The sequence below is a fragment of the Flavobacterium johnsoniae UW101 genome, assembly GCF_000016645.1.
Classification (GTDB): Bacteria; Bacteroidota; Bacteroidia; order Flavobacteriales; family Flavobacteriaceae; genus Flavobacterium; species Flavobacterium johnsoniae.
Window position 1 is genome coordinate 140,748 of sequence record NC_009441.1, and the last position, 12,558, is coordinate 153,305.

Consider the following 12,558-nt stretch of genomic DNA (forward strand, 5'->3'; position numbering starts at 1 on the left):
GAAGCTCAGCCTCTTAGTGCATTTTTACTTTTGATTGTTTTTTTGAAAAGTCTTTTTTTGACCTCCTTTATTATTTTTATTGTTTTGAATTTTAGCCTGTCCGCCCACAGCCGTTTTGTTTGAAACACGTTTGTTGGTACGCATTAAATCTGTCGTATTTAAAAGCTCTTCTGTGCTGTGCAGCAAGTTGATTTTTCCTCCAGACAATTCGTATAAATGTTCAAAAATCACATCATCTTTTACAGTGTCTTTGTTCCAGCTCAGGAAAGATTTTTTCATATGATTGGCAATAACCATTACCAATGCATTTTTCATTTCGCCTTCTTCCCATTTATTGGCAACATCAATCATGTATTTGATATTGTTACCATAAAACCTGTATTTTGGAAAATTCTGCGGATATTGCAGAGTTTCTGGTTTTAACTGCAAAACATCTCTTGACGGGATTGGATATGGAGATTCAACATTCAATTTGAAATCAGACATGATAAAAAGCTGATCCCATAATTTATGCTGAAAATCCGGCACGTCACGCAAATGCGGATTTAAGCTTCCCATAACCTGAATGATGTATTTCGCTGCTTTGTTGCGCGTTTCATCATCTTCGATTGCAGTAGCCTGATCGATCAGTTTTTGTAAATGACGACCATACTCCGGAATAATCAAACGCTGTCTTTCAGAATTATATTCTAAATTAAAAACAACGTCGTTTGCGACTTCTTTTTTATATTTTTCGATCATAAGTTATAATGAAACTATACCTTCAATTGTAGATACTTCTTTGTATTTAGCAATCACCTCGTCTGAGCTGTGCATGGTAACATCTATAGAAACACTGGTAAATTTACCGGTTTTAGATTTTGTTGTTTTAATAACCGCTCCCATTCTGTCAAAAGCTTTTTCGACACGCTCCACATTATCTGCTACAGAAGGCACAATAAATTTGTACAAGTATTCTGCCGGCCAAGTATTTGCGTTATCAAGTTCAACTTTTAATCTTTCGTAAAATTCGGCTGTATTTTTTTCGTTATCGTTTTCCATTCGTAATTAAAAATAAACGCAAATATACGGTTTTGATTTTAGACTTTTAAGTTTAGATTTTAGATTTTTTTCGAGCCTAAAACTTTGTTTTAAAGGAGCAAAGTTATAAAGGCACAAAGGTGCAGAGAAAAAAGCAATAGAAGATTATTTCATTGTAAAATTTCATCTTATATTTGAGAAAAACAATACTTAAAATATTTCTCAAAAAGTTTGCTTAGAAGCAACTATACAACGTACTGTTTGTCATTTCGACGAAGGAGAAATCTTCGCGAGTAACTCCTCACAGAATTTCACCAATCTTTGTAGAGCTTCTCGCGAAGATTTCTCCTTCGTCGAAATGACAATATTGCGCAAAAAACTTTGCGTCTTAACGACTTTGCGAAATTAAAACCACATTACAATGAAAAAAATCCTTTTACTTTTTATCGCACTTATAATCAACAATATTCAGGCACAGGAAGTTAAAACCCTTACTTATTTTCAAAACGACACTTTAAAACTAGATTTAGATTTATATCTGCCAAAGAAAAAAGCCGGAGAAAAAATCCCGTTGATTATGTTTGCTTTTGGAGGCGGATTTTCGGGAGGAGAGCGCACCAGCGAAAAAGAGTTCGGAAAATTTATGGCACAAAACGGTTATGCTGTTGCGAGTATATCATACAGCTTATACATGAAAGGAAAAGATTTTGGATGCAAAGGAACTTTAACCGAAAAAATAAAAGCAATCCAGATTGGTGTGAGCGATATGTGGCAGGCAACTTCTTATTTAATTGAAAATGCCGATAAATTCAATCTTGACACTTCAAAAATCTTTATTTCAGGAATTAGCGCCGGTGCCGAAATTGGTTTTCATGCCTCGTTCTGGGATTATAAACTCATGAATTTATATAAAAGTAATTTACCGGAAAACTTTAAATATATTGGTTTCATTGGAGGTTCGGGAGCAATTCAGGACATTAATTTGATTACCAAAGAAAAAGCAATTCCGATGTTATTAGCACACGGAAACAATGACGATACGGTTCCGTACGCTGCAGGTTCGCACCGCTCCTGCCCAACAAATGCTTCGGGCTGGCTGATTTTGTTTGGCTCTTATGCAGTTTACAATCACATGCAGGATTTACATAAAGACATCGAACTGATTACGTTCTGCGGAGGCGGACATGAATTCTCAGGTTATCTTTTTCATGAAGGACAGCAATATGTTCTGGATTTTGTAAATGATGTTTTAAAAGGAAAGAAATTTCAATCTCATTTGATTATGCCTTCTAAAAAAGGAAAAGGTTCTGAGAAGTATTTGTTTTGCGAATAGTTTGTTTGACTAAAGTTAAGATCTGCAAATCATTAAAAAAACATAAAAATTGCTCCAGCGGAGCAAAATATTTATAGCAAATACAATTTTACACCTATCAAAATGCTCCAGCGGAGCGACATATAAATTATTCAAAATGTGCAGCTCCGTTGGAGCTTTATATTTATAATGTATATTTTTCTATAAATATGTCGTCCCACTGGGACTTTCTTTTTTTTAAAATTAAATTTTTAAAAAGAACTCCAAAAATAAAACACTGCCTCTCTTCCAGCCCTGATGGAAGCGGAAATCCTTTTGCTTTTTCCTTTAAAAAGCAAAAGATTGCAGCGTACAGCAGGAACCAATTTTTACTAAAAATGCAAAATCTTTCGCTCTTGATAAATATTCTTTTTAATTATGAATAAGTTTAGGTAAATTTGCGCTTTATTTTTAGAATAGTGCAAAAAGAAATCATAGTCCTACTTGGCGGTCCTGGTACAGGAAAATCTACACTTATAAACGAATTAGTAGCTCGAGGCTATTGCTGCTACCCAGAAATTTCCAGAGAAGTTACTCTTGAAGCCCAAAAAAGAGGCATCGAGCAATTGTTCTTAGAACAGCCTTTATTGTTTAGCGAAATGCTGTTAGAAGGCCGTATTCAGCAGTTTAAAAATGCCAAAGAAGAACCTGACAACGTAGTTTTTATTGACCGCGGTATTCCAGATGTTGTCGCTTACATGGATTATATTGGCGATGAATATCCTGAACATTTTATAAAAGCTTGTGAGGACTATAAATATTCTAAAACTTTCATTTTACCACCGTGGGAAGAAATTTATCAAAGCGACACAGAACGTTATGAAAATTTCGAACAGGCATTAGAAATCCAAAAACATCTAATCGAGACCTATAAAAAATACGGTTACGATCTAATTGAGGTTCCCAAAGATACGGTTGAAAACAGAATTCTTTATATCTTAGACAAAATTTAGCAGCCGGGTTTAAAGTTGCAAAACTAGAATCTGTTTTTCTAAATTTTTAACTTTAAAACAAAGGCCATGCTGGACGCGCAGGAAATTCTTTTAAAATACTGGAAACACTCCAGTTTTAGACCGTTACAAAAAGAAATTATCGATTCGGTTTTAGAAGGTCAGGACACTTTTGCACTGCTGCCAACCGGAGGCGGAAAATCAATTTGTTTTCAGGTTCCGGCTATGATGCGTGAAGGAATCTGTCTGGTAATTTCACCTTTGATCGCTTTAATGAAAGATCAGGTGGCGAATCTGCAAAAAAGAGATATTAAAGCGATTGCACTTACAGGCGGCATTCATACAGAAGAAATTATTGATCTGCTGGATAACTGCCAATTCGGAAATTATAAATTCCTTTATCTTTCTCCGGAACGTTTACAATCGGACTGGATTTTAGAAAGAATCAAAAATCTTCCTATAAATTTAATTGCCATTGATGAAGCACATTGTGTTTCGCAATGGGGGCATGATTTTAGACCTGCTTATTTAAAAATTTCTGAACTTAAAAAATACTTCCCTAAAATTCCGTTTTTAGCTTTGACCGCAACAGCGACTCCTAGAGTTGTTGAAGACATCAAAACCGAACTCGGATTAAAAGACACCAAACTTTTTCAACAGTCTTTTGAAAGAAAGAATATTGCATACATGGTTTTTGAAGTTGAAGACAAATTATATCGTGTCGAGCAGATTTTAAAGAAAAATCCACAGCCGTCTATTATATATGTACGAAACAGAAAATCATGCCTTAATATGTCAACTCAATTACAATCGTTAGGATTTAGAGCAACGTATTATCACGGCGGACTTTCGGCTCAGGAAAAAGATAAAAACATGCAGTTGTGGATGTCGGAGCAGGCACAAGTTATTGTAGCCACCAATGCGTTTGGAATGGGAATCGACAAAGACAATGTAAAAACGGTTATTCATACTCAATTACCTGAAAATTTAGAAAACTACTATCAGGAATCTGGACGAGCGGGACGAAATGGAGAAAAGGCTTTCTCGGTTTTATTATTCAATAATTCTGATGCAACTCAAACAGAACAACAGTTTATAAATGTTTTGCCAGACAAGAAGTTCTTAAAAACCATATTTATTAAACTTTGTAATTATTTTCAAATCGCTTATGGTGAAGGTTTAGATGATTCGTATTCGTTTAAAATGAATCATTTTTGCAATAAATATGACTTCCCTACTTTAAAAACTTATAATGCACTGCAGTTTTTAAATCAGCAAGGCATTATTACCATGTCTCAGGAATTTTCAGAAAAGGTTACAATGCAGTTTTTAATAGAATCCAAGGAAGTGATTCGATACATGAGCCTGAACCCGAATGACGAAGAAATTATTCTGGCAATTTTAAGAACTTACCCAGGGATTCATGAAATGAAAACACCGCTTAATCTCTCACTTATTGCCAAAAAATCAAATCATTCTGAAGAACAAGTTACAGCACTTTTAGAAAAATTAAAAGAGAAAGAGATCATTGAGTATAAATCTAAAAATAACGACGCGACTATTTTATTTAATGAAGTCCGCGAAGATGATTTGACGATAAACAGGGTTTCTAAATATCTGGAAAAACAAAATAAACTGAAACGCGACCAGCTTTCGTCTGTACTATATTATATAAAAGAAGACAAAACTTGTAAAAACCGACTGGTTTTGGATTATTTTGGAGAAGAAACCAAAGTCAATTGCGGTGTTTGTTCTTACTGCATTACTCAAAAAGGAAAAATCACAGAAGCTGATTCTATTGCCGATAAAATTCTTCACTTATTAAAAGCAACTGCCTTAACTTCGCGCGAAATTCAAAATCAAATTAAATTAGACGCAAAAGATGTTCTTTTGGTATTGCAGGAATTATTAGAAAACAATCATATCGTAATATTAGCGAACAATAAATACACTTTAAAATCATAATGGAAAAATTACGAATTATTTTTATGGGAACTCCAGAATTTGCTGTCGGCATTTTGGATACCATCATTAAAAACAATTACGATGTTGTGGGCGTTATTACAGCAGCAGATAAACCAGCCGGGCGCGGACAAAAAATAAAATATTCAGCTGTTAAAGAATATGCTTTAGCAAATAATCTTACTTTACTGCAGCCAACAAATTTAAAAGATGAAAGTTTTTTAGCAGAATTAAAAGCACTGAATGCGAATTTACAAATTGTTGTTGCTTTTAGAATGCTGCCAAAAGTAGTTTGGGAAATGCCAAATTTAGGGACTTTTAATCTTCATGCTTCTTTGCTGCCAAATTACCGCGGTGCCGCACCAATTAACTGGGCTATTATTAATGGCGAAACCAAAACCGGCGTTACGACATTTTTTATTGATGATAAAATTGACACCGGAGCAATGATTCTTAATTCAGAAATTGCAATTGAACCAGCAGAAAACGCAGGTCAATTACACGATCGATTAATGAACTTAGGAAGCACAACTGTAATCGATACTTTAAAAGTAATTGAAAACGGAAATGTTATAACAACAATTCAGGAAGATAACAACGATATTAAAACGGCTTATAAACTAAATAAAGAAAACTGCAAAATCGACTGGACAAAATCTGGAGACGAAATCAACAATCTTATTCGCGGCTTAAGTCCTTATCCTGCAGCGTGGTGCTTTTTGAAAGATAAAAATGAAGAATTGAGCATCAAAATATATGAAGCCAAACTGCTCGAAGAAGCCCATTCTTATGAAGCCGGGAAATTAATAAGCGGTAAAAAAGAAATTAAAATTGCAATAAAAAACGGCTTCATACAGTTATTAAGTTTACAATTACCAGGAAAAAAGAGAATGCAGGTGGCAGAATTGTTAAATGGGATAACTTTTTCTGATGAGGCAAAGGTCTATTAACGTCAGTAAAACAGGGGTTTGTACCTGTTTTTGATCGACAAACAACATGCTTTATGAACAAAAAAAGCAAGTTATCAACAATTATTGCTAAAATTAAAGAAAACACTTGCACGCAACGGATTTCCTACTAAATTTGTGTATTAACAATTTTTTTTAACCAACAATTAATAACTAATTATTATGAACAAATCAGAATTAATCGATGCTATCGCTGCTGATGCAGGAATTACAAAAGCTGCGGCAAAATTAGCTTTAGAGTCATTTTTAGGAAATGTAGGAACTACTTTGAAAAAAGGCGGAAGAATTTCATTAGTAGGTTTCGGATCTTGGTCAGTATCTGCGAGAGCTGCTAGAGACGGTAGAAATCCTCAAACAGGAAAAACTATCAAAATTGCTGCAAAAAATGTAGTAAAATTCAAAGCTGGAGCTGAATTAGAAGGTGCAGTGAACTAAGTAAGAAAGTTCTCTAAACTAAATAATATAATTAAAACCCTCCTTGTGGAGGGTTTTTTTATGCGGTTTAACGATTTTTTTTGTGATTTTAATTTTTTTATGATTAAATTTAATAAAAATTGTAGCCGTATGATTTCAGAAAAATTAAAAAAAGGACACCTGCTTATTGCCGAGCCTTCAATAATTGGAGATTTATCTTTTAACAGATCGGTAATTTTATTAGCAGACCATAATAAGGAAGGATCAATAGGTTTTATCATTAATAAACCTTTAAAATATACTATTAATGATTTAATACCGGAGATTGATGCCAACTTCAAGATATATAACGGAGGCCCAGTTGAACAAGATAATCTGTACTTCATTCATAATATCCCGGATTTAATCCCGAATAGTGTCGAGATTTCAAACGGAATTTATTGGGGCGGAGATTTCGAATCAACCAAAGACTTAATAAACGACGGATCGATCAACAAGAACAATATTCGTTTTTTCTTAGGTTATACCGGTTGGGACGAAAACCAGCTTGAAAATGAAATGCAAGGCAACTCCTGGATTATAGCTGATAATAATTATAAAAATAAAATTATCGGAAAATCTACTACCCATTTTTGGAAAGAGCAGATTATTGAGCTAGGCGGAGATTATCTTATTTGGTCTAACGCACCTGAAAATCCATATCTGAATTAATTTTCAGTTATGGATTCATTTAGCTTCTGCACTAATAAATGAGCCAGATTGCTTGTAAACTCTTTTTTTCGATATTTAGTTATCGGTTGTATTCCCATGATTACATTGGTCAGAAATAATTCGTCGGCTTTTTGAAGATCGAACGGCGAAATTATTTCTTCAACTACTTCTATGCCTTCTACTTTCTTAGCTAAGGCTAAAATCTGCTTGCGCATAATTCCGTTTAAACAGCCTTCAGAAATTGGCGGCGTAATTAGCTTTTTTCCAGCCAGCATGAATAAATTACCCTGAAGACCTTCGACCACATTTTTTGCATCATTAATTAAAAGACAATTAGCAAGTCCGTTTTCGTAAGCAAAAATACTTCCGGTTACATTTATCATCTTATTAGTCGTTTTAATCGACGATAAAAGCTGTTTTGTTACATAGAAGTCTTTATACAAATCCACTTCGTACTGACCTGTATTTAAAGCATATACTGTACTTTCCAGCTGCGATGCATGAATTAAATATGAAATTTCATTGGTTTTTGGAAGATACAAACCTCCATCATTTCTAAAAACCGTGATACGGGCTCTTGCAGATGCTGAAATTCCTTTTTGCTGTACAAGATTTAAAATCTGTTCTTCAAAATGTTCCATTGTAAAATTCATTGGAATTTCCATTCTCACAACACGCATTGAAGCCATAAGCCTGAAATAATGGTCTTCAAGAAATAGAATTTTATTATTGATTATTTTAACTGTTTCAAAAACGCCGTCTCCAAATAAAAATGCGCGATTTTGAGTTAATAAATTTTCTTCCTCTACAATGTTTCCGTTAAAATTGATCATAAAAAAACCCTGAATTTTGTTCAGGGCAAATATAAGGCATAAAATAGACTTTTACTAAACAGATCCTATAAGATGTTTTAGGTCTGAGATTTGATTCTCCCACAATTGTTTAGCCTCTCCTATTTCTTCTTTTTCAGCAAAATCAACTACCATCAAAGAGACATCTTTAGTTAATTCATCAACTAAAATATGCAGTTCAAAAAAGTATTCAGTATCCTTACTGCTCTCATCAACCCATTTAAACTTTACTTTTTCTCCACTTTTTTTAGAAGCAAGACGCGCTTTTTCCTGCGAATCATTCCAAATGAAAGTAAAAAATTCTCCTCTTGAGTTAACATTGTCAGCAAACCATTCTGATAAACCTGACGGAGTTGATATATATTGATACAATAATTGCGGCGAAGAATTGATCGGAAACTCTATTTCGTAACGTATTTTTGGATCCATGTGCTACTTTAAATTTTTTGGAAATATAAGAATATATGTTCAAAAACAACACATTTTTAAAAATATTTTTTTTTCTTCAAAATATGCTTGCGAGCTTTAATATTATTTCTATCTTTGCACCCGCAATCAGGAATTCATGATAGCAGTCCAGGCGAGGTAGCTCAGTTGGTTAGAGCGCAGGATTCATAACCCTGAGGTCACGGGTTCAACTCCCGTCCTCGCTACCAGGTAAAAAAAACATCACTTTAAAAAGTGATGTTTTTTTATTTAAAATACTTTGTAATTATTTTTAAATTTGTTGTTTACATTTTATATAACTACTTTTAAAATAATGTTTTACTAACTGTAATTTGCAGTCATATATGGATATAGTTAAATTTAAAATCACATCTAAAACGATAAAAGTAGAAGTACGCAATTCGAATAATTATGTTTTTAATTTTAATACTGCATTAGATATTGCAAAAGAAGACAAAGATGTTTTATTAAAACTTTATAATGCTCTGGATCTTCTTTTTAAGAAAGAAGCACCTGCTGAAACAAAAAACTACATTTCTCCTAACCAAACTAATATCCTTGATCAGATTTCTGATATTGATAATTTAAAAGATGGAGAATAAACAACAGATACACATAAATAGAAAGCCCTTAAATATTTTAAGGGCTTTTCTTTTTTAATCGCTTTTTGAAACAAGATAAATTGTTGTTGCAAAATATTTTCCTGTAGTCAAAAAACTTTAGTAAATTTATCTGTACCCTTAAAAAAATCATTTTCTGTATCTGTACCCTAATTAACAGCAATGGTAATTTTGCTAAAAAAAAGATGGAATCTAAAGCATTACTACAGGAAAAAATAACTTTTAGAGAAGTGTACATATTTGACATGGAGATTTTACAAAACATTTTCAGTCAGAACAATTGTGTAAAAGCCGAAGGTAAAATGCTTTTTGGAATTCCTTTTCTACTCGCCGAAAAAGACAACAAGATCAATTCGTTTGCAAGTTTATTATTAAACTCAAACAATGAAATCGTTTATAAAATTTACGACGACGGAAGTCTAACAGATAAAGACAAAACACTATTTGAGGAATACATTTCAATTTTTATGAAGAAAAAAAGAAATGCCAATTTCAATAATGCACAACAGCTGAAACACAGCACTGATCACTTTGTACATTTTTTAAATTTTTAAACGCTCATAAAAAGCAAAATGAAAAATCGCGAAACATTATATTTAAAAATTGCCAAAATAATTGAAGATCAAATTCACAATGAAACTCTCGTTCTTGGCAGCAAACTGCCTTCTGTACGAAGTGCGCAGAAATTATATAATGTTAGTTTAAACACAATAAAACAGGCATATTTAGAATTAGAAAGCCGTTCACTTATAGAATCACGTCCCAAAACGGGTTATTATGTCAGCAAAAGTTCACAGCGTACCACCGCACTTCCAACAATTGCCAGCATAGACAATCATGAAACAGAAAATACACCTGAGGAGCTTATAGATAAAGTTTTCGGCACTATTAATAAATCAGATGTAACACAGTTTGCATTGGGATTACCCGGAAAGAATTTCCTTCCTGTTGCTAAACTTAACAAAGGCATTATCAATGCTGTCCGTAACAGAGGTGATGCCGGCACAGCTTATGAACCTGTTCAGGGATCTGAAGAGCTTCGACGCGCCATTGCAAAATGGGCTCTTGTCATGGAAGGAAAAATTACAGAAGATGATCTTGTAATTACTTCCGGCGCCATGCATGCCATGTACAATGCGCTTATGGCTGTAACTTCTCCGGGAGACAGCGTTGCTGTAGAAAGTCCGGCTTATTTTGGAATACTGCAGGCAATTAAGGCTCTAGGTTTAAAAGCGGTTGAAATTCCAACCCATCCTTTATATGGATTAGATCTCGATGCTTTAAAAAAAGTACTGCCTGAAATAAAAGCCTGCTGTTTTGTTACCAATTTCAACAACCCAATGGGCTTTCAAATGCCTGACGAAAACAAACAGGAACTGGTAAAATTGATTACACAATACAACGTTCCATTAATTGAAGACGATATTTATGGTAATCTTTATTTTGGTTCAGAACGTCCTAAACCTTGCAAATTTTATGATGAAGCCGGTTTAGTTTTATGGATTGGATCTGTATCTAAAACTCTTGCACCCGGATATCGGGTTGGATGGATTGCACCGGGAAAATTTAAAGATAAAATCATTCGTCAAAAACTGGTTCAAACGGTTTGTAATTCTTCTTTATATTCTGATGTCATTGCAGATTTCTTAGAACATGGGCGTTATGATCATCATCTTAGGACATTTAGAAATAAGCTTTATGCTAATTATCTCCAGATTAACCGTGCTGTAGAAACCTATTTTCCGGATAACACTAAAATAGCACAGCCAAAAGGCGGTTTTATGTTATGGCTGGAATTAGATGAAAGAATTTCTACAACAGAATTATACAACACTGCCCTGGCCCAAAAAATCGTTTTTGCACCGGGAAGAATTTTTTCGCAGTACAATCAATATAACAACTGCATGAGATTAACGTATGTTTTAGAATGGAATGACCGCGTAGACTCTGATTTAAAAAAGTTAGGCAGTATAATAAAAAACAGTATTTAATAAATTATGAATAACAAAGACCAAGTTGAAATAGCAGCTTATAATTCAAAGTATCAAAAAAGTTTTAAGGATTTAAACATAGAATGGATCTCAAATTATTTTGAAGTCGAACCCAATGATATCAAAGCTCTGGATCATGCAGAAGAATATATTATAAACAAAGGCGGTGAAATTTTTTCGGCAGTTTTAAATGATGAAGTTTTAGGTGTCTGTGCTCTAATTAAAAGTGATGGAAAAAATTACGATTATGAATTAGCAAAAATGGCCGTAAGTCCAAAGACACAAGGAAAAGGCGTTGGATTATTATTGGCAGAATCGGCAATAAAATGGGCTTCAGAAAAAGGTGCTTCAAAAATTTATCTGGAAAGCAATACAAAACTAACCCCTGCCATTAAATTATATGAAAAACTAGGTTTTAAAAGAATTACGGGCATTTCTTCGGCTTATAACAGAGTCGATATTCAAATGTTGCTTACTTTAAATTCTTAAATAAAACTGAAATTTCTTTTTAAACCGCATTCTTAAAAACCTTAAATATCAATTTAAGGTTTTTTAATTTCAATAAGATTGTAACTTTTTTTATTAACTGCGACAAACTTTAAAATTAAATTACGGTTCTTTGTAACTTATTACATTCAGGATTTTAGATAGTCGGTTTCTAAGTACAATAATATTGAACTCCTTGAGTTTTGACTAGATAAAACTAGTCGCGATATTTTCGTTATGGACAATAAAAAATTAATACTAAGTTTAAAAAAAGGTAATGAAGCAGCTTTTAAAGAGGTGTATTTCAATTACTACGATAAACTGGTAAATATTGCCAAACGATTTAATCTCACGGTTCTTACTCCTGAAGACTTTGTTCAGGAAAGTCTTTTAAGACTTTATAACAAAAGAGAACTTCTTAACGAAGATGTTTTACTTGACAAGCAGTTATTTACTATTTGCAAAAACATCATCATTAATCATGTTAACAGAGAAAGCAAAATAATTCAGCTTGACCCGCATAAAGCTGATATTGCCGAAGAAGAAACTGACTTGGGAGTTTTTGAGGATAGAAAAGAAAAATTATACAATTTCATCAATCAGCTTCCTGAGCAGCAGCAAAAAATATTTACTTTACACAAACTGGAAAACCTTAGCTATAAGGAGATTGCAGAGCTCACAGACCTTTCTGAGAAGACTATTGCCAATCATATTTATCTCGCCAGTAAATTTATTCGAAAAAAAATCGAAAACCATTAGGAACTTTTTTGATCTCGTTTGTTATATA

General features: G+C 33.4%; 15 protein-coding genes and 1 tRNA gene. 12 read left to right on the forward strand and 4 right to left on the reverse strand.

The annotated features are described in order from the left end of the window. Positions 1 to 24: 24 nt before the first annotated feature. Both FJOH_RS00730 and FJOH_RS00735 read right to left on the reverse strand, forming a co-directional pair. Positions 25 to 741, reverse strand: a complete 717-nt coding sequence (locus tag FJOH_RS00730; protein ID WP_012022242.1) for a DUF4290 domain-containing protein — start codon at positions 739 to 741, stop codon at positions 25 to 27. Between the two features lie 3 nt (positions 742 to 744). Further along, a complete protein-coding gene (locus tag FJOH_RS00735) occupies positions 745 to 1,041 on the reverse strand; it encodes a DUF493 family protein (protein ID WP_012022243.1) in 297 nt (98 codons plus the stop codon). 400 nt (positions 1,042 to 1,441) lie between these two features. Between FJOH_RS00735 and FJOH_RS00740 the strand changes: the two genes are divergently transcribed. From FJOH_RS00740 to FJOH_RS00770, 6 genes are all read left to right on the forward strand, one after another. After that, entirely contained in the window at positions 1,442 to 2,353 is a 912-nt protein-coding gene (locus tag FJOH_RS00740; protein WP_012022244.1) for an alpha/beta hydrolase family protein, read from the forward strand. 437 nt (positions 2,354 to 2,790) lie between these two features. After that, positions 2,791 to 3,324, forward strand: a complete 534-nt coding sequence (locus FJOH_RS00750; RefSeq protein WP_044047374.1) for an AAA family ATPase — start codon at positions 2,791 to 2,793, stop codon at positions 3,322 to 3,324. A 66-nt stretch (positions 3,325 to 3,390) separates the two neighbouring features. Continuing rightward, positions 3,391 to 5,286: a RecQ family ATP-dependent DNA helicase gene (locus FJOH_RS00755; protein ID WP_012022247.1), complete on the forward strand. Its 1,896-nt coding sequence runs from the start codon at positions 3,391 to 3,393 to the stop codon at positions 5,284 to 5,286. Continuing rightward, positions 5,286 to 6,233, forward strand: a complete 948-nt coding sequence (gene fmt, locus FJOH_RS00760) for a methionyl-tRNA formyltransferase (RefSeq protein ID WP_012022248.1) — start codon at positions 5,286 to 5,288, stop codon at positions 6,231 to 6,233. Before FJOH_RS00755 ends, fmt begins: the two co-directional genes overlap by 1 nt. Positions 6,234 to 6,413: 180 nt before the next feature. Beyond that, complete coding sequence (locus tag FJOH_RS00765) at positions 6,414 to 6,686, forward strand: HU family DNA-binding protein (RefSeq protein WP_012022249.1); 273 nt, start codon at positions 6,414 to 6,416, stop codon at positions 6,684 to 6,686. Between the two features lie 129 nt (positions 6,687 to 6,815). Next, positions 6,816 to 7,376: a YqgE/AlgH family protein gene (locus tag FJOH_RS00770; protein ID WP_044047376.1), complete on the forward strand. Its 561-nt coding sequence runs from the start codon at positions 6,816 to 6,818 to the stop codon at positions 7,374 to 7,376. On the opposite strand, the gene FJOH_RS00775 is transcribed toward FJOH_RS00770, so the two are convergent. Beyond that, positions 7,373 to 8,209, reverse strand: a complete 837-nt coding sequence (locus FJOH_RS00775; RefSeq protein WP_012022251.1) for an aminotransferase class IV — start codon at positions 8,207 to 8,209, stop codon at positions 7,373 to 7,375. The genes FJOH_RS00770 and FJOH_RS00775 overlap by 4 nt on opposite strands. A 54-nt stretch (positions 8,210 to 8,263) precedes the next feature. Then, the gene (locus tag FJOH_RS00780) at positions 8,264 to 8,656 is read right to left on the reverse strand and encodes an START-like domain-containing protein (RefSeq protein WP_012022252.1); all 393 of its coding nucleotides are present in this window, start codon (positions 8,654 to 8,656) and stop codon (positions 8,264 to 8,266) included. Between the two features lie 150 nt (positions 8,657 to 8,806). Between FJOH_RS00780 and FJOH_RS00785 the strand changes: the two genes are divergently transcribed. The 6 genes from FJOH_RS00785 to FJOH_RS00810 all read left to right on the forward strand — a co-directional run bounded on the left by FJOH_RS00785 (position 8,807) and on the right by FJOH_RS00810 (position 12,530). Beyond that, positions 8,807 to 8,883, forward strand: a tRNA-Met gene (locus FJOH_RS00785). A gap of 135 nt (positions 8,884 to 9,018) precedes the next feature. Further along, positions 9,019 to 9,276, forward strand: a complete 258-nt coding sequence (locus FJOH_RS00790; RefSeq protein WP_012022253.1) for a hypothetical protein — start codon at positions 9,019 to 9,021, stop codon at positions 9,274 to 9,276. A gap of 203 nt (positions 9,277 to 9,479) precedes the next feature. Further along, a complete protein-coding gene (locus FJOH_RS00795; protein WP_012022254.1) occupies positions 9,480 to 9,848 on the forward strand; it encodes a hypothetical protein in 369 nt (122 codons plus the stop codon). Between the two features lie 18 nt (positions 9,849 to 9,866). Further along, positions 9,867 to 11,285, forward strand: a complete 1,419-nt coding sequence (locus tag FJOH_RS00800) for an aminotransferase-like domain-containing protein (RefSeq protein ID WP_012022255.1) — start codon at positions 9,867 to 9,869, stop codon at positions 11,283 to 11,285. 6 nt (positions 11,286 to 11,291) lie between these two features. Then, positions 11,292 to 11,774, forward strand: a complete 483-nt coding sequence (locus FJOH_RS00805; protein ID WP_012022256.1) for a GNAT family N-acetyltransferase — start codon at positions 11,292 to 11,294, stop codon at positions 11,772 to 11,774. Between the two features lie 234 nt (positions 11,775 to 12,008). Next, on the forward strand, positions 12,009 to 12,530 hold the full coding sequence (locus tag FJOH_RS00810; RefSeq protein WP_012022257.1) for an RNA polymerase sigma factor: 522 nt from the start codon (positions 12,009 to 12,011) through the stop codon (positions 12,528 to 12,530). Positions 12,531 to 12,558: the final 28 nt, after the last annotated feature.

Coding starts and splice junctions, on each gene's coding strand:
- FJOH_RS00775 (WP_012022251.1), bottom strand. CDS start 8,209: ATGATCAATTTTAACGGAAACATTGTAGAGGAAGAAAATTTATTAACT.
- FJOH_RS00800 (WP_012022255.1), top strand. CDS start 9,867: ATGAAAAATCGCGAAACATTATATTTAAAAATTGCCAAAATAATTGAA.
- fmt (WP_012022248.1), top strand. CDS start 5,286: ATGGAAAAATTACGAATTATTTTTATGGGAACTCCAGAATTTGCTGTC.
- FJOH_RS00730 (WP_012022242.1), bottom strand. CDS start 741: ATGATCGAAAAATATAAAAAAGAAGTCGCAAACGACGTTGTTTTTAAT.
- FJOH_RS00780 (WP_012022252.1), bottom strand. CDS start 8,656: ATGGATCCAAAAATACGTTACGAAATAGAGTTTCCGATCAATTCTTCG.
- FJOH_RS00770 (WP_044047376.1), top strand. CDS start 6,816: ATGATTTCAGAAAAATTAAAAAAAGGACACCTGCTTATTGCCGAGCCT.
- FJOH_RS00790 (WP_012022253.1), top strand. CDS start 9,019: ATGGATATAGTTAAATTTAAAATCACATCTAAAACGATAAAAGTAGAA.
- FJOH_RS00735 (WP_012022243.1), bottom strand. CDS start 1,041: ATGGAAAACGATAACGAAAAAAATACAGCCGAATTTTACGAAAGATTA.
- FJOH_RS00795 (WP_012022254.1), top strand. CDS start 9,480: ATGGAATCTAAAGCATTACTACAGGAAAAAATAACTTTTAGAGAAGTG.
- FJOH_RS00765 (WP_012022249.1), top strand. CDS start 6,414: ATGAACAAATCAGAATTAATCGATGCTATCGCTGCTGATGCAGGAATT.
- FJOH_RS00805 (WP_012022256.1), top strand. CDS start 11,292: ATGAATAACAAAGACCAAGTTGAAATAGCAGCTTATAATTCAAAGTAT.
- FJOH_RS00740 (WP_012022244.1), top strand. CDS start 1,442: ATGAAAAAAATCCTTTTACTTTTTATCGCACTTATAATCAACAATATT.
- FJOH_RS00755 (WP_012022247.1), top strand. CDS start 3,391: ATGCTGGACGCGCAGGAAATTCTTTTAAAATACTGGAAACACTCCAGT.
- FJOH_RS00810 (WP_012022257.1), top strand. CDS start 12,009: ATGGACAATAAAAAATTAATACTAAGTTTAAAAAAAGGTAATGAAGCA.